Raw genomic sequence first — 20,924 nt, 5'->3', positions numbered from 1 at the left:
TTTGCAAAGGTATGAAATTTAGCAACTAAAAGGTGAAATGTAAGATCGAAAATATAAAATGAAAATGTCAGGTAATGAACAGGCCATAAGTACTGTACAAAGTTTTCCGAATGTAAATTATCATCTCCGGCCTATCAGATATGATATGTAATGCTTAGTTTTGTATTATGAGTAAAAATCTGACTGTAACAATAGATAAAGATTCCGGATTCTGTTTCGGTGTAGTGTATGCTATAGATATGGCCGAAGAGATTCTGGAAGAGGATGGTTATTTATATTGTCTTGGGGATATTGTACATAATGATGAAGAGGTCGCAAGACTGAAAGCAAAAGGTTTACGTATTATTAATCATGAAGATCTGCCTGCTCTTCAACATGAAAAAGTGTTGATACGTGCGCATGGCGAAGCTCCGGAAACCTACAAAATTGCACTCAAAAATAATATTACACTGATTGATGCCTCCTGCCCAGTGGTGCTTAAATTGCAGAACAGAATCAAAACCTCTCATGATGATGAGGAGAAGATTTTGATTTTTGGTAAACATGGCCATGCAGAGGTTATTGGTCTTCAGGGACAGACAAATGATGAAGCGTTGGTTTTTCAGGATATCACCGAACTGGACAATGTGGAGTTACCATCCAGTTTTACGCTATATAGTCAGACAACCAAATCCGTTGATAAGTTTTACGAGATTAAAGAAGAACTGATCAAACGCGGATATGATGTCAAGGCTAATGATACAATCTGTCGTCAGGTGTCAAACAGATACGAAGATCTGGGTGACTTTGCACGTCAGTACGATAAGATCGTGTTTGTCTCCGGAAAAAAATCATCTAACGGAAAAGTGTTGTTTGATGTTTGTCAAAAGGCAAATCCCAACAGCTATTTTATCTCCGGTACAGATGAGATAGATAGCAGCGTCTTTGCTGAAAATGACAGTATCGGTATCTGTGGTGCGACTTCTACACCTATGTGGTTAATGAAAGATGTACAGAAAGCGATAGAAGCACTGTAGTGTCCCGTCATGAAAGTTTCATATTCTCCCAATAAAGGCAACTCAACCTTTATTTATCCTTATTTTTGTTGGCTATGACTAAAAAAGCAACCAAAGGCATTCTTCTGGTTCAACTTGGAACTCCTGATTCTCCCAGTACTCCGGATGTTCGTAAGTATCTGACCGAATTTCTGATGGATGGTCGCGTAATTGATATTCCTTATTTCAACCGTATGTTACTGGTGAAAGGAATCATTGCACCTACCCGTGCACCCAAATCCGCAAAGGTATATAAGACAATCTGGGATAAAGAGACCGGATCTCCGTTAATGTATTACAGTGTACTGCAGGCGGAAATGCTACAGGAGCAGTTGGGAGAAGAGTACCATGTCGAGTTGGCCATGCGTTATCAGAATCCGTCTATAGAGCAGGCACTCAAAAAGATGGAAGGCATGTTTTTAGAGTCTATCCGGGTCATTCCGTTATTTCCTCAATATGCTTCTGCGACTACCGGATCTGTTATTGATAAGGTCATGGAATTAATGCGCAAGTGGCAATACTTTCCTGAAGTAAGTTTCGTTAGTAACTATTGTGATCATCCGTTAATGATAGATGTGTTTGCAGACCATGCTAAAGCATTGGATTTGTCTCAGTATGATCATTTCCTGTTCAGTTATCACGGACTTCCTGTACGTCAGTTGGGAAAAGTAGATCCTTCCGGTACCTTAAACTGTCCGGATACAGGTTGTGACTCATGTAAAGCAGAGGTGAATCCGTATTGTTATCTTTCACAATGTTATGCAACTTCCAGAGCCATCATACATAAACTTGGGTTACAGGAGGGAAGTTATACTATTTGTTTCCAGTCGCGTCTCGGTAAAACACCTTGGATACAACCCTATACTTCAGATGCCTTGCAGCGTCTGGCGAAAGAAGGTGTAAAAAAGCTGCTTGTATTCAGTCCGGCTTTTGTAGCCGATTGTATTGAGACACTGGATGAGATTCAGGTGGAATATGCACACGAATTTAAGGCCGCCGGAGGACAAGAAGTTCATTTGGTCGAAAGTCTGAATGATGACCCTAAATGGATAGAAGCGTTGAAAAATTTGGCAATCAATAACAAAAATTAAAGCAATAGAAGATGTTGATTATTAATGCCGTCATACTTTTTATATTAGATTTTTATATTTTTTTCGCACTACGTGCTACAAAAATTAAACTGGTACATAAGAAATGGTTTGGTTATGCCTGGTGGATTTATTCCATCTTGTTATTAACAGGCGTATTTATTGGTATGAAGTATAATATTCCGCTTACCTACCGTTCAGTTATACTGGTCGCGTTTTTTCTGACAGCTACCTGTAAATTCTTCTTTTTTCTGGTCATTTTGATTGATGACATCCGGAGAGGAGGCGTATGGATCTCGAGATTACTGAGACCCATCCGCAAAAAAGAACAGCTGGAAGATCGGATCAAAGAAATAGAAAAACCTTTGCCGGAAGAACCTAAGAAAGGGATTTCGAGATCAGAATTTTTAATGAAATCCGGGATTGTTATTGCTTCATTGCCTATCCTGCCTCTAGGCTGGGGAATAGTCTCCGGAGCGTATGATTATCGAATCCGCAGAAAAAAGCTGTATTTACCAAATTTGCCGGCCTCCTTTCATGGTATGCGTATCGCACAGATTTCGGATGTGCATTCCGGAAGTTTTTATAATAAAAAAGCGGTAACCGGCGGTATAGATATGTTATTGGGAGAGAAACCTGATGCCATCTTTTTTACAGGTGATCTGGTTAATAATGTGGCTTCTGAAATGCGGGATTATCAGGATATCTTCACCCGTGTCAAGGCTGATCTGGGTGTGTTTTCAACCTTAGGTAACCACGATTACGGAGATTATTATTACGGAAAGGAAGATTCGCCTGCTAAAAGAAAAAATCTCCAGGATGTGATCGATACGCATAAAGTAATGGGTTGGGATCTTCTGATGGATGAAAACAGAACTTTAAAGGTGGGTAATGAAGAGATTGCGATAGTAGGTGTCCAAAACTGGGGAACAGGCAGATTTCCTAAAAAGGGGGATCTGAAGAAAGCACTTATGGGTACTGAAGAACAACCTGTTAAGTTGCTGCTTTCTCATGACCCTTCTCACTGGCGCGCCGAAGTGTTGGATACAGATGTAGATGTTATGTTTGCTGGTCATACCCATGGTATGCAATTTGGCGTACGTACCGAAAACTTTCAATGGAGTCCGGTCAAATATATTTATAAAGAATGGGCGGGACTGTACAGAGAAAAACAAAATAAGCAACTCTATGTCAACGTGGGTTATGGTTTTCTGGGTTACCCCGGACGTGTGGGTATACTTCCGGAAATTACCATTTTTGAATTGGTCAAAGGAACTAAACCTGTGGTTTAGATTGGCTTCTGAAAAGGCTTATTCCGGAAATTATTTAATAAAGGATTATTATTTTTTCAGCAATTTATAGTAACTTACCTGCTCAACAAATTTGACTTTAAATCGAGGTGTACTGGTCAGATTATTAAGCAATTGTAAGTAAATGAGTAACCTAAACCTATCCTTTTCAGATATTCCGCACAGCAGAATTAATATGCTTACCGGAGAGAAAGTCTTGATTTCTCCTCACCGCAGCAAACGTCCCTGGCAGGGGCAGATTGAAGATTTGCCGGCTGACAACAGGCCTGCTTATGATCCGAAATGTTATCTGTGTGCGGGTAATGTACGTGCAGATGGAGCGATAAATCCACCTTATAAAGAAAGCTTTGTTTTTGTTAATGATTTTTCAGCATTATTGCCTGATGTTGCATCTGGGACTGAAAATGAAGAAGGATTATTAGTCGCTGAAGCAGAAAGAGGTATCTGTAAGGTGATCAGTTTTACTCCTCGGCATGATCTTACATTGCCGGAAATGGATATTTCATCGATTAAGGCTGTGGTAGATGTATGGCAAAGCGAATTTGATACTTTATCGCAAGAGGAGTGGATCCGGTATATCCAGATATTCGAAAACAAGGGATCTATTATGGGTTGTAGCAATCCACATCCGCACGGTCAGATCTGGGCGCAGGGGAGCCTTCCCGTAGAAATCCGGAAAGAAACTGAACAGCAACGCTTATATTTTGAAAAAAACGGTGTATCGCTGCTTGGAAACTATCTGCAACTGGAACTTCGTAAAAAAGAGCGCATTCTCATCAACAATCAACATTTCGTAGCGTTGGTGCCATACTGGGCAAGCTGGCCTTATGAAACCATGATTATCAGTAAAAGACATATACAGTCTATAGCTGAATTTACAGAAGAAGAAAAGCTGGATCTGGCTACAACGCTGCAAGAGCTCACGATCCGGTATGATAACCTGTTCAAAACATCATTTCCTTATTCCGCAGGAATGCATCAGGCTCCGGTCAATAGCGGAGACTATCCTGAGTGGCATTGGCATATGCATTTCTATCCTCCTTTACTGCGTTCTGCAACAGTCAAAAAGTTTATGGTAGGATATGAGCTGCTCGCTAATCCGCAGCGTGATATTACTCCTGAATATGCAGCAGAAAAGTTGAGAGAATTATCCGACATCCATTATAAACAACAAAGTAATTAAGATGAATATCCAGAATCTCCAAGATAATTTTTACAATCATTTTCAGCAACACAGTTCAATTATTGTTAAATCTCCTGGGCGCATCAATATTATTGGAGAGCATACCGATTATAATGATGGTTTTGTGCTCCCTGCGGCAATCAATAAGGCTGTGTATGTAGCCGTCGCACCAAGACAGGATAATAACATTTGCCTTTACGCCGCAGACTTCAGGGAGATGTTTCAGGTGTCTTCAGCAGATCTGCAGCCTGCTGAAAAGGGATGGCCAAATTACATTTTAGGCGTGGTGGATCAAATTCAGAAGCGGGGATTACATGTCGGAGGTTTCAATCTATTTATTGACGGAGATGTACCTGCCGGAGCGGGTCTTTCTTCCTCTGCAGCAGTAGAATGTGCCACAGCTTTTGCTTTAAATGAATTGTTTTCGCTTAATCTTTCGCGGATAGATATAGCCAGAATAGGGCAACTTGCTGAACATACCTATGTCGGTGTCAAATGTGGAATCATGGATCAGTTCGCTTCTGTCCTCAGTGAGAAAGATCAGGTATTCAGACTGGATTGCCGGTCTTTAGCATATGAATATTTTCCACTGGAGCTCGGTGAATACATGATATTGTTATTGAATACGAATGTCAAACATTCACTGGGAGACTCTCAGTACAACAAGCGTCGTGAAAAATGTGAACTTGGTGTTTCCTGGATTCGTGAAAACTATCCTGAGGTAAAAAGCCTTCGGGATGTTACGATAGAGATGTTGGATGAAGTGGTGAAGAAGAGAGATGAGGATGTATATATCAAATGCAGATACGTTGTAGAAGAAAATCTTCGGGTTGTGGCAGCCTGTCAGGCTATGGAAAAAGGGGATCTGGTATCTTTGGGACAGCATATCTATGCTTCACATAAAGGGCTTAGTAAAGCCTATCAGGTGAGTTGCGAAGAACTGGACTTTCTTGTCGATGCTACTTATGCATATCCTGATGTATTAGGGGCACGAATGATGGGGGGTGGTTTCGGAGGGTGTACTATCAATTTAGTGAAAAAAGACTTTTCAGATCAATTTATAAAAGAAATCAGTGAATCTTATCAACAGCAGTTCGGCGTATCGCTTACACCGTATATTGTAGAAACTGCAGATGGCACAACACGTATAGCCTGAAATTGTTAAATATTAAGATTTCGAAGACATTTCAAATCTATGAAATGTCTTTTTTTATAGTATTACTCCTATAATTTGGTTAAGTAAAATAAAATGCCAATTTTAGTTAAAAGAATATTCTTGTATCCTAAATTGATCAATCTATTAAGATGAAATTATGTTGATTTTTTATTTATAAAAGTGAAATGCATAAAACAACTTGTGAGTTGTTGTGCATAAAAACTCAAATTTCTGCCTCTAATAGGTGTGGCTTTACTACCTTCAAAAATAATTATTTACAAATGAAGATAAGACTCCTTTTTTTCTTACTGTTATGTACAGTTACCGGATGGGCACAGCTTAAATCTCCTTCTGAATTTTTGGGACATACTGTCGGCACCAAGCTGACTCCACACTGGAAGCTGATCAGTTATTATAAGCATGTGGCTGAACAGAGTCCTAAAACTGTTCGCATGCAACAGTACGGCACGACAAATGAAGGCCGTCCTTTATATGTTGCCTTTATTTCATCAGAATCGAATATAAATCGTCTGGAAGAGATCCGTCAGAATAACCTGCGACTGGCACATTCTTTAAATGACGGGAAACAGGCGGATGAACAAACTCCTCCGATTATCTGGATGAGTAATAATGTTCACGGAAATGAATCATCATCTGCAGAAGCATCTATGCTGACGCTCTATGATCTGGTTAATCCGGCGAATCAAAAGGCTAAACAATGGCTGGATAAGACAGTGATCGTTATCGATCCTTGTCTTAATCCTGACGGGACTGACCGGTATGTCAACTGGTATAATAGTGTCGTAGGTGATCAGCTGAATGCCAGACGAGACGCGCGTGAGCATCATGAACCCTGGCCGGGCGGTCGGCCAAACCACTATTATTTTGACCTGAACAGAGACTGGGCCTGGCAGACGCAGGTGGAAAGCCAGCAAAGGGTTGCTTTTTATAATAAATGGTTGCCACAGGTACATGTTGATTTTCACGAACAAGGAATTAATAACCCATACTTCTTTCCCCCTGCAGCAGAGCCATTACATGAGGTAATCACACCATGGCAGCGCGCTTTTCAGGAAACAATTGGACGGTTCAATGCCCGTTATTTCGATGAGAAAGGATGGCTTTATTTTACTAAAGAAAGATTTGATCTGTTCTATCCCTCTTACGGAGATACTTATCCGACGTATTCAGGTTCTATCGGTATGACGTATGAGCAGGCGGGTAACGGGTCTGCGGGTTTGGGAGTGATCACGGATGAGCTGGATACGCTGACACTGGTAGACCGGGCAATACATCACCATGCTTCCGGAATTAATATTGTGCAGGTATCTGCTGAGCATGCACCTAAACTGATCAAAGAGTTTAGAGATTTCTACAATCAGGCTGTAAATGGTAAACTTTCTTCTTATCAGTCCTACGTCATTAAGTACGAGGATAAACATGCTGCAAAGTTGAACGCCTTGCGGACTTTCCTGAAGAATAATGATATTCAGACCTATACTGCAAAAGGAAGTTTTAAAGGATATAACTATACCACTGCAAAAGAGGAAAGCTATGCCTGTGCTGAAAAAGATCTGGTGATCCCGGCAAATCAACCTAAAGCAGCTCTGATCCGGGTATTGTTTGAACCTCATGCAAAATTGAATGATTCAGTCACATACGATATCACGGCATGGGCGATGCCTTATGTATATGGATTGGAAGCATATGCTACCAAATCTGCTGTTGCGCTTGGTAAGCCTTATGAGAGCGATAGTATTCGCAATCAGTTATCCGCAACAATGGGTTATGCGATGAAATGGAATGGTTTTGCCGTTGCGCAGATTACTTCCGAACTGCTGAAGAAAGGCTATGCTATCAAATATTCGGAGGAACCCTTTACCATTGGCACTGAAGTCTTCCCTTCCGGATCTGTCGTAATTCTCAAAAAAGGAAATGAGAAATTCGCAAATACCATTGCTCAGGAATTAACGATGTTGGGAGACCGGTATCAGATTCGTATTCATAGTCTGCAGTCAAGTTATGTAGATAAAGGACGCGATTTCGGTAGTCCTTCAGTTGTGAAGATCAAAGCACCTAAGGTTGCGATGTTTACTGGCGAGGGGACCTCTTCCATTAATAGCGGCGAAATCTGGCATTATTTCGACCGGCAATTAAAGTATCCGATTACATTGATCAATGTCGGAGATTATGACCGTACAGACTGGTCAAAAGTTGATGTGCTGATACTGCCTTCGGGTAAATATCCGTTCCTGAAAGATAAAGCACAGTCCGAACAGTTTACAAAATGGATACAGGCCGGAGGTAAAGTAATCGCTATGCAGACAGCGGTTGATCAGCTCAGCAGTCAGTCGTGGAGTTCGATGAAATTAGTAAAGAAAGATACCATACTGCCTACTACACCTAAAACGACTGTCAAATATGGCGACAGGGAACGAAATGCACTGACAAACTATACTGCTGGTGCAATCTTCAAATTGACGATTGACCCTACCCATCCGCTTATGTTTGGATATGAAAGCTATTATACGTTAAAACAAGACGATAAGATCTACCAGTTTGCGGGAAATGATAAAGGATGGAATGTGGGATATATCGGAGAAAATGCCAGAACAAGTGGTTTCGTAGGGGAGAAGCTGACAAAATACCTCAAAAACGGGGTTGTATTTGCTGTACAATCCGTCGGAAAAGGATCAGTAACCTATCTGACAGATGATATTATCTTTCGAAACTTCTGGGAGAATGGTAAGCTGATGATGGCTAATGCCACATTCTTTGTCGGTAACGCGCATTAATAATCAGGGTTGCATATCCTGGTTGCCGCTTCTTTAATGGAATTAAGCGTTTGCTGTTTCTTTGTACAGCAGACGCTTAATACTATACTGAATATTTCCCTTGCAGATCTTATTTACTCATATCCCGTAAAAGGTCGAGTGCTGCACTAACACTGTAAATGTTTTCAAAAGCAATACGGAGCTGTCCTTTGACCTCTTTGAGATTACAGATTGTAGGGTTAGTTTGGACAAAAGCCAGTACTTTTCCAAACTGATCGGATTCAAAATAAGATGATTTCGGATTGTTAAGGAAAAAACCTTTAAGTGTGTTTTTCTTGTATGAAATTTTTTCGAGACCAATCTGCTTGCCATACCATTGCAGACGCAACGTATTAAACAATTCAAATACCTCACGGGGAATGGGCCCGAAACGGTCTTCCATAGAGCGTGCAAATGCAGTTAACTGTTCTTCGTTTTCCAGTTTGGACAATTCCGTGTACAGATTATAACGTTCTGAGATATTGGTTACATATTCATCCGGGATAAGGACTTCCAGATCCGTGTCGATCTGAGTAAAGGATACATATTTACGCTCTTTTTCGTCAGCAAAAAGGTCTGTAAACTCATCGTCTTTCAGTTCCTGTATAGCTTCATCCAGAATTTTATGATACATTTCAAATCCAATTTCAGCGATAAAACCAGATTGCTCGGCACCAAGCAGATTTCCTGATCCCCTTATATCCAGATCACGCATGGCCACATTAAATCCTGATCCGAGTTCTGAAAATTCTTCAATAGCGGATAATCTCTTGTATGCTTCAGAAGTAAGTGTAGATAAGGGAGGGCTTAATAAATAGCAAAATGCTTTTTTATTGGATCGCCCAACACGTCCCCGCATCTGATGCAGATCACTCAGACCAAACATGTGTGCATGGTTGATCATAATGGTATTGGCATTAGGAATGTCAAGCCCTGCTTCAATAATGGTGGTGGCTACCAGTACATCAAATTCATGACTGATGAATTTTAGCATCACATCTTCCAGGTCATCACCTTCGAGTTGGCCGTGAGCTACGCCCACGCGGGCTCCCGGGACTAACTTCTGGATCAGAGCGCCCAGTTGTTTCAGATCTGCAACACGATTGTGAATAAAGAACACCTGGCCTCCACGGTCCAGCTCATAACTGACGGCTTCCTGAATCAGGGTTTCGTTAAATACGTGAAGCTCGGTCTGCACCGGCTGTCTGTTAGGCGGAGGTGTGGATATAATGCTAAGATCCCGGGCTCCCATCAGTGAAAAATGAAGTGTACGCGGTATCGGAGTTGCTGTAAGAGTCAGTGAATCGACATTTGCCCGCATTACTTTGAGTTTCTCCTTGACAGAAACACCGAATTTCTGCTCCTCGTCAATGATCATCAGGCCCAGATCTTTAAACTTCACATCTTTACTGACCAGCCGGTGAGTACCGATAAGGATGTCTATTTTTCCTTCAGTCAGTTTTGCTAAGGTTTCTTTGATCTGTTTAGTGGTCTTGAAGCGGTTGACGTAGTCAATATTGCAGGGAAGGCCTTTCAATCTTTCTGTAAACGTCCGATAGTGTTGCAGCGCCAATATGGTTGTAGGAACAAGGACTGCGACCTGCTTGCTGTCAGCTACGGCTTTGAAAGCTGCGCGAATAGCAACTTCCGTTTTACCAAAGCCCACATCTCCGCAAATAAGGCGATCCATAGGATGCGGAGATTCCATATCGCGCTTCACGTCGGCTGTAGCTTTTTCCTGATCCGGAGTGTCTTCATAGATAAAGGAGGCCTCCAGTTCATTTTGCAGATAGGTATCCGGGCTAAATGCATTTCCGGTCTGAGCTTTACGCTTTGCATAGAGCTTGATCAGATCCCGGGCTATATCTTTTACTTTACGTTTGGTCGTTTTCTTTAATTTTTCCCAGGTATCGGTTCCCAGTTTGTTCATTTTGGGAACTGCGCCTTCTTTTCCGGAATATTTTGATATCCGGTTCAGGGAATTGATATTGACGTAGAGAAGATCATTGTCTGCGTATACAAGACGTATCATTTCCTGCGATTTGCCGTTGACATCTACTTTTTCCAGACCGGCATATTTTCCTACCCCATGATCGATATGGGTGATATAATCTCCCGGTTTCAGATCACGAAGTTCTTTCAGCGTAATGGCTTGTGTGCGTTCATAGCCTTTCTTACGCTTGTACTTATAGTACCTGTCAAAAATCTGATGGTCTGTGTAGCAGGCCAGTTTTAATTCATCATCCCTAAATCCTTCCCGCAGAGCTTTATGTACAGGGATAAAGGTGACTGTCTTATCCAGATCTTCTATGATAGTGAAGATACGCTCAATCTGCTTGGTCGAATCTGAAAAAATAAGATTCTGAATATGTTGTTTTTCGTTCTCTTTGAAATTGTGAAGAAGGAGGTTGAAATCTTTATTAAAAGAGGGCTGCGGATGGATATCAAAAGTAATGGTCTGATCTGCTTTGTAGAAAAACTGCTTCCCGAATTCTACCATTGGAAAATCATGGAGCATAGCTGCCAGATTCCGGTCATCACTAAGGCTATATTCAGGATTGATCCATTCCGGATTTTGTGTTTTTTCCTTTTCTGTCAGTGCTTTCCAGAATTGATTTGCTTTCTTAAACCCATCTTTGACAATGTCTGTCAGAAACTGAATATCCTTTACCCAGATAACGGTGTCCTGATCGATATATTCCAGTAATGAGATATGCTGAGCGCTCAGAAACTTAGCCTGTACATTAGGCACAATCGTGACTGTATGTATCTTGCTGACCGATAGCTGATCTTCTATATCAAATGTTCGTATACTTTCTATATCGTCCCCAAAGAATTCAATCCGATAGGGCTTGTCATTCGAGAATGAAAAGATGTCAACGATACCTCCGCGAATAGCAAACTGTCCCGGCTCGTAGACAAAGTCGACGCGTTCAAAATCGTATTCGGATAAGAATTCATTTATAAATTCTATGGAAAGCTTACTGTTTTGTGTTATTTCAAGTGTGTTTTTCTGGAGATCTTGTCTGTTAATGACTTTTTCCGCAAGCGCTTCCGGATAGGTAACCACCATTTTGGGTAGTTCAGAGGCGTGGTTAAGTGCACTAAGTGTTTCTGCACGTTGCAGTACATGAGCGGCGTCCAGTTGTGTGAAATCAAAAGCTTTGCGGAAAGAGGAAGGAAAGAAAAGGACCTGCTTGTCCAGCAAACTTTCCAGATCACTCAAAAAATATGAGGCTTCTTCATGTGTAGGCAGTATAAAGACGTAAGGGCGCTCCTGTAAATAATAAGACGCAACGGCTACCACTGCATCAGATGATCCGACAAGACCTTTGAGTTGAACTTTAGGATTTTTAGCCTGAATAGCTTTTGTCAGCGCTTGTGTTTGTCCGCTCTGACCATATTTTTCTAATATTTCTTGAATTCCCACGCGCGAAGTATTTTGACATCGCGAAGTTACTTAAAATGTAGGGTTTGACTAAATTTTCACTGGAAAATTAGTCACAATCTTCATTAATTTTACGTAAAACTATTCTTTTATTTTTCGGATGATCTGCTCATAATAAAACAATATAAACCCTATATCAGGCCTGTTTTACAGCTCAGTCTGTAGCTTAAGATCACGCATATAGCTATGAAGAGCACTTTTGGTAGCGACATCAAGGATACGTTGTAAATCTTCTCTGAAGTCAAACTGCAGATCCTCATGTAGCTTGTCATATTTGGTCAGTACATGCTTAAGGCGTCCGCTGATATATTTATGCAGTTTGTGTGCAGCAGACTGATAAGAAGACTGGAATAGCTCCGGATATCCTTCTATCGCTCGTCTGAGGATGTATATTCTGAATTCTACTTCGCTGACTTTGTCTTTAGTCACCTTTTCGTGCTCATTGACCATTCCGCTGGCTTGTTTGACTAATCTGTTGAGACCTGTGAAATTACTGAAGTTAGGAGAACCACCTACTTGTGAGGTCCCGGTATCAAATAGTTGCTGCAGCTGTGCACGCAAGTGGGTAATTCGATCCTCCAGATCATTTTCATCTTCGAGGAGTTGATAATGAAGTTGTTTGATCAACATTTTGTCCTTACTGATGAGCCTGACCAATAGTTTATCTTTTTCCTTTTGCGGAAGAGTGAGTACAGCCTTTTTGAGTTCGGGATCCTGATGTAGTGACATAATAATAAAGGTAGAGATAAATGAAATAAAGTGCTGTACTTTTTATCAATTAAGTACGTCTTGTCTGAAGTTTAGTATAAAATGAAAAGTATTGTAAGGGTAATCACTAATATTTATAAAAAAGGATAATATATTTGTATCTTCCTTAAGATTATAATATTAACCTGCTAATAATAATATGTCGTGAAGTTACTGTGTTTGCTTTTTCCTTTTTTGATAGCTGGTTTTTATGCGGAAAGTCAGGAATTAAAATTACAAAGTTTTACTACCCGTAAACAACAGCTTGAATCTATACTGGCTACAGAACATACACTTCCTGCGGATACGTCCCGGCTTAAGACCTATCTTCTTCCCATTATCCGGAAGGCAGATAAAGACAGGGATTCCAGTTTGAGGGCCGCCTATTATGGACTGATGGCTGATGGCTATGCCTTGTTCTATGATGATATCAATCCTAAGAGTACACAATTATACCTGCAATCTATACGTACAGCTTCTGTCAATAAAAAACCGGATGTAGAGCTCTGGGCGATACTCAATTATGCTCATTATCTGTATAATTACAGAGATATGTCTGCCGCTCTTCCGTTATTTATGCAGGCAATTGATCATATCGGTAAATTAAAACAGGAAAGCATTTTGATTCCCTGTGAATCATTCAGGCATATCGGTTATTTCCTGGGGACGATCGGCGATTATGATGAGTCGATTGTCTATCTGAAAAGAGCGGAAGAATATGCCGCCGCCCTGTCCTGTGACAGAGCTGCTCTTCAGGATAATATCGGCCAGTATCTGTTGAAAAAGCAGGATACCGTAAGTGCAGAAATGTATTTCAAAAAAGCAATGTATACGGCAAGGCGGGTAAATGATGAGGTGCGTCTGGGTAAAGCAATGGGCAATATGGCGCTTATCTATCAGGGAAGGGGAGAGATAGATAAGGCTATTCGTTTTGTACAACAGGATCTTGTCTTCTCGACCAAACATCAGAGTGATCAGAATACAATGTATGCATTGATATTGTTAGGTAAGCTGTATCTGGCCAACCACCATATTTCCGGTGCGGAAAAAGTGATCAGTGAGGCTGAAAAATACGCTGTGGCCAAACCTTATTTTAAGAGATCCGAATATGAGATTGTACGTCTGCGGCTGGATATTGCCTTGATACAAAAAGACGTACAGGAAGAGTTAATAGCACGCCGGAGACTGGCGGTGCTGGATGATTCTCTGGCCAATTCGGATGGGGATATGATCCTCAGGCAGACCAAATGGCTTGCGCAGAAAGAAAGATATGCGCACAATATCGAACTTGCACGTCAGAGTTATGAGAAAGAGAAGTTTAAGAAGGGAACTTATTTAGTTCTCGTCGTTATCTTATTGATCATTATTGCGTTGATCTTCAATATTTTTAAACGAAAGAATAAAGCACGGCAGGATAATTATGACAAGCGTATCCTTCAGCTTCAGGTTGAAAAAGTGCTTTCGGATCAGAGACTATTGAAAGCGAACGAGACTATGGTTTCTTATCGAAGTTATATGGCTGAAAAAAATGAACAAATTGATCTGCTAGCCAAAGAAATAAAGGAGATCAGTAAATCATCTTCAGCTTCTTTGAAACAGCAAAAAGGGCAATTACAATCCTTGCTGGACTCTCATCTGATGACCGAAGAAAACTGGACCAATTTTAAAACTGCTTTTCAAAGAGAATATCCCTTTTTTATTCAGCAACTACGTAAAAATTATCCGGAACTTACAGAGTCTAATCAGCGTATTATACTGCTGCTGAAGTTAGGCCTTTCCAATAAAGAGATGTCTAATATGCTGGGCGTTACTGTAGATGCAGTGAAAAAATCCAGACAACGGTTACGTAAGAAACTGGGGGAGAAATCAGACGATCTTTTCAATATTGTGTTTGATCGGGATACTTCGGATTCAGACAACAGCTAGCGTAATATTTTTGTTGATAACCATTCCTTTACAAGACAGACGCAGAAAATTTTCAGTAGAAATGAGTAGCTTTAGATCCAAAGCTGATCAATTGATATGAGAAAAATATTTCTTCTTTTACAGTTCTTTTTTACAGTTGCTGTATGGGGACAAGAGTCCAAAAATTTGCGTGTTCTTCAGTTTAATATATGGCAGGAGGGAACAGTTGTGCCGGGCGGTTTTGAAGCTATAGCAAATGAAATTGCACGTCTGAAACCCGATCTGATTGCATTTAGTGAAGTGCGAAATTATCACGATACAAAATTTAACGAGCGTATAGTCGAAGCACTTGCACAAAGAGGTCTTACCTATTATTCTTTTTTTAGCAATGACAGCGGTCTTCTGAGCCGTTATCCGTTGATTTCTTACGGACGTGTGGGTGATGACAGCAAATTTAAAGGGACTATACACAAAGCTGTTGTGTCTCCTTCGGAGGGAAAGACGATTGCATTTTACACTGCTCACCTGGAATATACCAAAGGCGCAAATTATCTGCCAAGAGGTTATCATGCGGATACATGGGCAAAACTTGAAGCGCCTATTGTAGATGCAGATGCTGTGTTAGCCAACAATAATTCATCCAGTCGTGATGAAGCTATTCAGATTTTCATGGAGGATGCTGCGAAAGAAATCAGTGTAGGGCATGAGGTAATCCTTGGAGGTGATTTTAACGAACCGTCTTATCTGGACTGGACAGCCCGTACCAAAGATAAATATGATCATAAGGGATTGATTATTACCTGGACGATTACCAAAATGCTCGCTGAAGGAGGGTTTCAGGATGCATTTCGTAAAGTATATCCAGATGAAGTAACTCATCCCGGTTTCACTTTTCCTTCATACAATAAAGATGTTGAGATCAGTAAGCTGGTGTGGGGAGCGTCTGCCGATGAGCGCGACAGGATTGATTTTATCTTTTACAAATCAGGCCAAAGGCTAAAGCCAGTCAAGGCTGCTGTTGTCGGCCCTAAAGAATCTATTCTGAGAGGAGAGAAAACAACCGAAATATCAAAAGACAAATTTATACTACCACTGGCTGTATGGCCGACGGATCATAAAGCATTGTTAATAGACTTTCAATGGAAATAATAAGCAAAGAGGCTGAAAAATATTTTTCAGCCTCTTTGCTTATTATCCGATTGGGTTTTCTTTAAGATATTTTTCCCATTTCCATGAACTGGACATCATTTCTTCAATACCTAATTCTGCTTTCCATCCCAGTTGCTCGGCAGATTTAGTAACGTCTCCCCATACTTTGATGATATCTCCTTCACGACGCGGGCCGATTACATAATTAAGTTTCTCTCCGGATACGCTTTCAAAAGCTTTAATAGCTTCTAATACCGTATACCCATTTCCGGTGCCTACATTGAACACATCATATTTGCCATTTGGATTACCTTTTTCAAGAAGTTTAATCGCTGCAACGTGTGCCTTTGCCAGATCTACCACATGAATATAATCACGTACGCATGATCCGTCCGGTGTGTCATAATCGCCTCCGAATACGGTTAATTTTTCTCTTTTTCCAATTGCTGTCTGTGTGATAAAAGGAAGCAGGTTTTGAGGTACTCCTATCGGCAATTCACCAATAAGTGCAGAAGCATGTGCACCTACCGGATTGAAATAGCGCAAGGCGATAATGTTGTAATTATCGTATGCTTTGGCCGTTTCTTCGAGTATTTCTTCCGCGATCTGTTTCGTATTTCCATATGGAGAAGTTGCTTTCTTGACAGGCGCACTTTCAGTGACAGGCAGGGTGTCCGGTTCACCGTATACCGTACAGCTGGAAGAAAATACAAAGTTGACAGGACTGTTGCGGTATGTCTCCAAAAGATTGATCAGCGAAAAGAAATTGTTGTGGTAATATTTCAACGGATCAGCGACAGATTCACCCACCGCTTTGGAAGCTGCGAAATGTATGATTCCTCTGATATCCGGATTCTTTTTGACAAATTCAGATACAGCATCTGCATCGCATAAATCAAACTGGTGAAATTCGGGTCTACTGCCCGTTATCTTCTCAATCTGATCCAGAATAAGGATGTTTGAGTTAGAAAGGTTGTCAATAATTACAGGTGTATATCCTGCGTTGAATAATTCTACTACAGTGTGCGAACCAATATATCCGGTTCCTCCTGTTACAAGTATTTTGCTCATTATCTATTATTATAGTATGTAAAATCTTTATGTTCTAAATGCGTTATCGGTAAAGTACGATAGTATGCTATGGTTTGTTCTAGTCCTTGCTTTCTGGATATGACCGGCTCCCAGTTTAACATTCTTTTTGCCTTACTGATATCCGGTCTCCTCTGCTTGGGATCTTCGGCAGGGAGTGGCTGATAAATAATCTTACTTTTGCTATTTGTAATCAGCAGAATCTCTTCTGCCAGTTGCTGTAAAGTGATTTCTTCCGGATTTCCGATATTGATCGGGTCTGCACAGTCAGCGTGCAATGTTTTGAAGATTCCTTCCACCTGATCACTGACATAGCAGAATGACCGTGTCTGCTGTCCGTCCCCGAATACTGTCAGATCTTCTCCTCTCAGCGCCTGAGCGATAAAGGCGGGAACTGCCCGTCCGTCGTTGAGCCGCATACGTGGTCCGAAGGTATTAAAAATGCGTACAATACGGGTTTGCAACTCATGGAAATTATGGTATGCCATAGTCATTGCCTCCTGAAAGCGCTTCGCCTCGTCATAAACTCCTCTGGGTCCCACGGGATTGACATTTCCCCAGTAATCTTCTGATTGCGGACTCACTGTCGGATCGCCGTAGATCTCTGAAGTGGAAGCCACCAGTATGCGTGCATTTTTGGCTCTGGCAAGTCCGAGTAAATTATGTGTACCTAAGGATCCTACTTTCAGTGTCTGAATCGGGATACGCAGGTAATCCACAGGACTGGCGGGTGAAGCGAAATGCAGGATATAATCCAGGTGTCCGGGAACATGGACAAATTTGGAAACATCGTGGTGATAGAATTCAAAATGATCCAATTTATATAAGTGTTCAATATTCCGTATATCTCCTGTGATCAGATTGTCCATGCCGATAACATGATAATCTTCCAGGATAAAACGATCACAAAGATGAGAACCCAGGAAACCTGCTGCTCCAGTTATCAGAATCCGTTTGCGATGCTTATTTTTCACTTCTATCCGCTAATTCAGAAAGGGTTTAATATCTTTGACCAAGATAAGCAATAATTTGCGAACATGCGTCTGATCTATTCTTTGGGAATCCTACTTTATGGCAGTATTTTACGTCTGATAGCGCCTTTTCATACGAAGGCGAGACTATGGACTGAGGGCAGGAAGGACTGGTATCTGCACATGAGTCAAACGGTTGAAACAGGTCAAAAACACATTTGGTTTCACTTTGCATCTCTTGGTGAATTTGAGCAGGGAAGAGCCGTTTTGGAAGAAATAAAAAAAAAATATTCTGACAAAAAAATTATCATAACTTTTTATTCCCCTTCAGGATATGAGATACGCAAGAATACAAATCTTGCTGATTATGTATTTTATTTGCCAGAAGATACTGCAGAGAATGCAAAACGGTTTACAGATCTTATACATCCTGAATTTGTGGTATTTACTAAATACGAATACTGGTATTATTACTTTCAGGAGCTGGCACAGCGGCAGATCCCGTTGCTGATGATTTCTGCCATTTTCAGACCTGAGCAGATTTTTTTTCAGCCTTATGGCGGTTTTTTCAGAAAAATTCTGGAATGTGTCAGCTATTTTTTTGTTCAGAATGAAGAAAGCCTTCACCTGTTAAAGGAGAATGGTTTTCGTAATGTCGGTATAACCGGGGACACCCGCTTCGACAGGGTAATACAGTTGCCGTTACAGAAAAAGGAGATACCTGAAGTGGCTCAATTTGTGGCGGATCATCCGGTATTGATTGCGGGGAGTAGCTGGCCGGATGATGAAATATTGTTACATGATCTGGCCGGCCAATATAGCGAATGGAAGATGATAATAGCTCCGCATGAGATTCATGATAAGCATATTCAATCTATTCAGGAGTTATTTCCGGCAGCCCTTAGATTTTCCGGTTTCTCTGCATATTCTCCTGAGGTTATCCGGAGTGCACAAGTGTTAATTATTGACAATATCGGGATGTTATCTTCGCTATACGGGTATGGAAATGTCGCTTATATCGGCGGAGGTTTCGGAGCAGGCATACATAATACACTGGAAGCCGCCACTTACGGAATACCGGTGATCTTTGGACCTAAATACCATAAATTTCAGGAAGCAAAGGATCTGATTGAATGCGGAGCCGGTTTTTCAATTTCCGGGACAGCAGAGTTACAAACTGTTTTTGCTGAATTTCAACAATTAGAAAAACGGGTGTTTGCAGGAGAGGAGGCCCGGAAGTACGTACGTCAGCGTGCGGGAGCGACAGCCGTCATCATGAAGTACCTGATCTGTAAAAAACTGCTTTGATCTAATTCTCTGATTTTATAAACCAGTAGTGAGTAGTTACGGGATATACATACTCACTACCGGACTATAGCTCAATATGAGTTACTGCTAATAGTAAACAAATCTTCTTACACCCGCAATATGTCTGGACAGGCGCATGACCTGCTGCGCATATCCATATTCATTATCATACCAGACATATAGTACGATACTATGACCATCTGCAGATACGATAGTGGCCGGAGCGTCTACAATAGAGCAGGATGAAGTACCTACGATGTCAGAAGAAACCAGTTCTTCATTAACAGCGTATTTGATCTGTTCTACAAGATCGCCTTTTAGCGCTGCGGTTTTTATCAATTTGTTCAGCGTCTCTACATCAGTTGTTTGTCTGGTTTCCAGATGTAGAATAGCGAGAGATCCGTTCGGTACAGGCACCCGGATTGCGTTGGAAGTAAGTTTGCCTGCTAATGAAGGGATTGCCTTGGCGACTGCACTGCCGGCACCTGTTTCTGTGATGACCATATTCAGTGCTGCAGCACGGCCTCTTCTGAATTTTTTGTGCATATTGTCCACTAGATTCTGATCATTGGTATAGGCGTGGATTGTTTCAATATGGCCTTTGATTATCCCCAATTTGTTTTCGATAATGTGCAATACGGGAGCGATAGCATTTGTTGTGCAGGATGCTGCAGAGTAGATTGCCGTTTTGCTCACATCGATTTCATCCTGATTGATACCGTAGACAATATTGGGCACAGCTTTGCCGGGTGCTGTAAGCAATACATTTGCTGTGCCTTTTGATTTGAGATGACGGCTCAGCTCTTCTGCATTACGAAAAGCTCCTGTGTTATCTATAACCAGAGCATTTGAGATCTGGTACGCTGTGTAGTCTATTTCTTCAGGTGCCTGTGCCGACAGTATATAGACGGTCAATCCGTTAATAACAAGGGCCTTGTTTGTAATGTCTATCTCTACCGTGCCTTCAAAATCACCGTGTATGGAGTCGTGCTGCAATAAGGCAGCTCTTTTGCGAAGTGTAGTTTCGTTGACCTGATCTCGGGTTACGATTGCGCGCAGACGTAGTTGCCTGCCGGAACCGGCCTTTGCAATGAGTTCACGTGCCAATAGTCTGCCTATCCTTCCGAATCCGTAGAGGATAACATCTCTTGGTGTGATCTCTTTGGTCTGATGCGCTTTGCAGAGTTTTCGAATTAGAAAATCATGAAGATCGGTCGGTGCGATGCCTTCATTCTTCATTTCCATCGCCAGTGTTCCTACATCTATCCGCGAAGGTGGAAGACGGAGATCTTGCAGGGTATCTGCCACTGCCAGACTATCAAAGATACTGATGTTGTTTTCTGCAAAGACTGCCGCTTCATGGTGAAGGTTAAGAATGTGACTGTTTTGTCTGTCAATCAGTTGATTTCTGAAAAGCACAAGTTCAATCGCTTGTTCATACCATAGCCGGCTGATAATATTGATGAAAGTTTTAGCCGCTTCCGTTTTTTTTGTATAGGAAGAGATTTCCTGTTCAAACAGAACTTTTGAGGACATAATTAGGGTTTGTTTTGTTTAAAAATATAGGGTTATTTATTGCCTACAAACCTAATAAATAATAGTATTGAAAATGATGTAAATTGCATATTTGATAAAAACGAATTGTTTTAAGAGGATATATTTTGTTATTTGTTAATAATATAGGCTTTTGTTGTTTTTATGATAATTTTTTATTGATTTTATG

Annotated in this window: 14 protein-coding genes; 9 read left to right on the top strand and 5 right to left on the bottom strand. The window is 41.1% G+C overall.

From position 1 onward, the window contains the following. Positions 1–167 precede the first annotated feature (167 nt). The 6 genes from HMPREF0766_RS12885 (at position 168) to HMPREF0766_RS12860 (ending at position 8,566) form a co-directional block, all read left to right on the top strand. Positions 168–1,016 carry a 4-hydroxy-3-methylbut-2-enyl diphosphate reductase gene (locus HMPREF0766_RS12885; protein WP_002997932.1) on the top strand — a complete coding sequence of 283 codons (849 nt, stop codon included), beginning with the start codon at positions 168–170 and terminating at the stop codon, positions 1,014–1,016. A gap of 74 nt (positions 1,017–1,090) precedes the next feature. Next, on the top strand, positions 1,091–2,125 hold the full coding sequence (gene hemH, locus HMPREF0766_RS12880) for a ferrochelatase (protein ID WP_002997930.1): 1,035 nt from the start codon (positions 1,091–1,093) through the stop codon (positions 2,123–2,125). Between the two features lie 11 nt (positions 2,126–2,136). Beyond that, positions 2,137–3,414 carry a metallophosphoesterase gene (locus HMPREF0766_RS12875; RefSeq protein WP_002997928.1) on the top strand — a complete coding sequence of 426 codons (1,278 nt, stop codon included), beginning with the start codon at positions 2,137–2,139 and terminating at the stop codon, positions 3,412–3,414. Positions 3,415–3,556: 142 nt separating this feature from the next. Next, entirely contained in the window at positions 3,557–4,615 is a 1,059-nt protein-coding gene (locus tag HMPREF0766_RS12870) for a UDP-glucose--hexose-1-phosphate uridylyltransferase (protein WP_081454851.1), read from the top strand. Between the two features lies 1 nt (position 4,616). Further along, on the top strand, positions 4,617–5,771 hold the full coding sequence (locus HMPREF0766_RS12865; RefSeq protein ID WP_002997924.1) for a galactokinase: 1,155 nt from the start codon (positions 4,617–4,619) through the stop codon (positions 5,769–5,771). 281 nt (positions 5,772–6,052) lie between these two features. Further along, positions 6,053–8,566, top strand: a complete 2,514-nt coding sequence (locus tag HMPREF0766_RS12860; RefSeq protein ID WP_002997923.1) for a M14 metallopeptidase family protein — start codon at positions 6,053–6,055, stop codon at positions 8,564–8,566. 109 nt (positions 8,567–8,675) lie between these two features. On the opposite strand, the gene mfd is transcribed toward HMPREF0766_RS12860, so the two are convergent. Both mfd and HMPREF0766_RS12850 read right to left on the bottom strand, forming a co-directional pair. Beyond that, entirely contained in the window at positions 8,676–12,014 is a 3,339-nt protein-coding gene (mfd, locus tag HMPREF0766_RS12855; protein ID WP_002997921.1) for a transcription-repair coupling factor, read from the bottom strand. Between the two features lie 165 nt (positions 12,015–12,179). Beyond that, positions 12,180–12,761, bottom strand: coding sequence for a hypothetical protein (locus tag HMPREF0766_RS12850; RefSeq protein ID WP_002997919.1), 582 nt, complete (start codon positions 12,759–12,761; stop codon positions 12,180–12,182). Between the two features lie 183 nt (positions 12,762–12,944). On the opposite strand from HMPREF0766_RS12850, the gene HMPREF0766_RS12845 reads away from it, so the two are divergent. Together HMPREF0766_RS12845 and HMPREF0766_RS12840 are read left to right on the top strand one after the other, a co-directional pair. Then, positions 12,945–14,705, top strand: coding sequence for a helix-turn-helix transcriptional regulator (locus HMPREF0766_RS12845; RefSeq protein WP_002997917.1), 1,761 nt, complete (start codon positions 12,945–12,947; stop codon positions 14,703–14,705). Positions 14,706–14,801: 96 nt separating this feature from the next. Beyond that, positions 14,802–15,833: an endonuclease/exonuclease/phosphatase family protein gene (locus HMPREF0766_RS12840; RefSeq protein ID WP_002997916.1), complete on the top strand. Its 1,032-nt coding sequence runs from the start codon at positions 14,802–14,804 to the stop codon at positions 15,831–15,833. A gap of 42 nt (positions 15,834–15,875) precedes the next feature. On the opposite strand, the gene galE is transcribed toward HMPREF0766_RS12840, so the two are convergent. Beyond that, positions 15,876–16,904: a UDP-glucose 4-epimerase GalE gene (gene galE, locus HMPREF0766_RS12835; RefSeq protein ID WP_002997913.1), complete on the bottom strand. Its 1,029-nt coding sequence runs from the start codon at positions 16,902–16,904 to the stop codon at positions 15,876–15,878. After that, positions 16,904–17,896, bottom strand: coding sequence for a UDP-glucuronic acid decarboxylase family protein (locus tag HMPREF0766_RS12830; protein WP_002997911.1), 993 nt, complete (start codon positions 17,894–17,896; stop codon positions 16,904–16,906). Before HMPREF0766_RS12830 ends, galE begins: the two co-directional genes overlap by 1 nt. 63 nt (positions 17,897–17,959) lie before the next feature. On the opposite strand from HMPREF0766_RS12830, the gene HMPREF0766_RS12825 reads away from it, so the two are divergent. Next, a complete protein-coding gene (locus HMPREF0766_RS12825) occupies positions 17,960–19,201 on the top strand; it encodes a 3-deoxy-D-manno-octulosonic acid transferase (protein WP_002997909.1) in 1,242 nt (413 codons plus the stop codon). A gap of 87 nt (positions 19,202–19,288) precedes the next feature. Here the strand turns inward: HMPREF0766_RS12825 and HMPREF0766_RS12820 are convergent, their stop codons facing one another. After that, complete coding sequence (locus HMPREF0766_RS12820) at positions 19,289–20,737, bottom strand: glyceraldehyde-3-phosphate dehydrogenase (RefSeq protein WP_002997907.1); 1,449 nt, start codon at positions 20,735–20,737, stop codon at positions 19,289–19,291. Between the last annotated feature and the right edge of the window lie 187 nt (positions 20,738–20,924).

This window comes from Sphingobacterium spiritivorum ATCC 33861, from assembly GCF_000143765.1.
GTDB classification, from domain to species: Bacteria; Bacteroidota; Bacteroidia; order Sphingobacteriales; family Sphingobacteriaceae; genus Sphingobacterium; species Sphingobacterium spiritivorum.
Note: the sequence above shows the minus strand (reverse complement) of the source record. Positions and strands in the feature narration are given on the sequence as shown.

Coding starts and splice junctions, on each gene's coding strand:
- HMPREF0766_RS12840 (WP_002997916.1), top strand. CDS start 14,802: ATGAGAAAAATATTTCTTCTTTTACAGTTCTTTTTTACAGTTGCTGTA.
- HMPREF0766_RS12885 (WP_002997932.1), top strand. CDS start 168: ATGAGTAAAAATCTGACTGTAACAATAGATAAAGATTCCGGATTCTGT.
- galE (WP_002997913.1), bottom strand. CDS start 16,904: ATGAGCAAAATACTTGTAACAGGAGGAACCGGATATATTGGTTCGCAC.
- HMPREF0766_RS12875 (WP_002997928.1), top strand. CDS start 2,137: ATGTTGATTATTAATGCCGTCATACTTTTTATATTAGATTTTTATATT.
- HMPREF0766_RS12860 (WP_002997923.1), top strand. CDS start 6,053: ATGAAGATAAGACTCCTTTTTTTCTTACTGTTATGTACAGTTACCGGA.
- HMPREF0766_RS12865 (WP_002997924.1), top strand. CDS start 4,617: ATGAATATCCAGAATCTCCAAGATAATTTTTACAATCATTTTCAGCAA.
- hemH (WP_002997930.1), top strand. CDS start 1,091: ATGACTAAAAAAGCAACCAAAGGCATTCTTCTGGTTCAACTTGGAACT.
- HMPREF0766_RS12870 (WP_081454851.1), top strand. CDS start 3,557: ATGAGTAACCTAAACCTATCCTTTTCAGATATTCCGCACAGCAGAATT.
- HMPREF0766_RS12850 (WP_002997919.1), bottom strand. CDS start 12,761: ATGTCACTACATCAGGATCCCGAACTCAAAAAGGCTGTACTCACTCTT.
- HMPREF0766_RS12820 (WP_002997907.1), bottom strand. CDS start 20,737: ATGTCCTCAAAAGTTCTGTTTGAACAGGAAATCTCTTCCTATACAAAA.
- HMPREF0766_RS12825 (WP_002997909.1), top strand. CDS start 17,960: ATGCGTCTGATCTATTCTTTGGGAATCCTACTTTATGGCAGTATTTTA.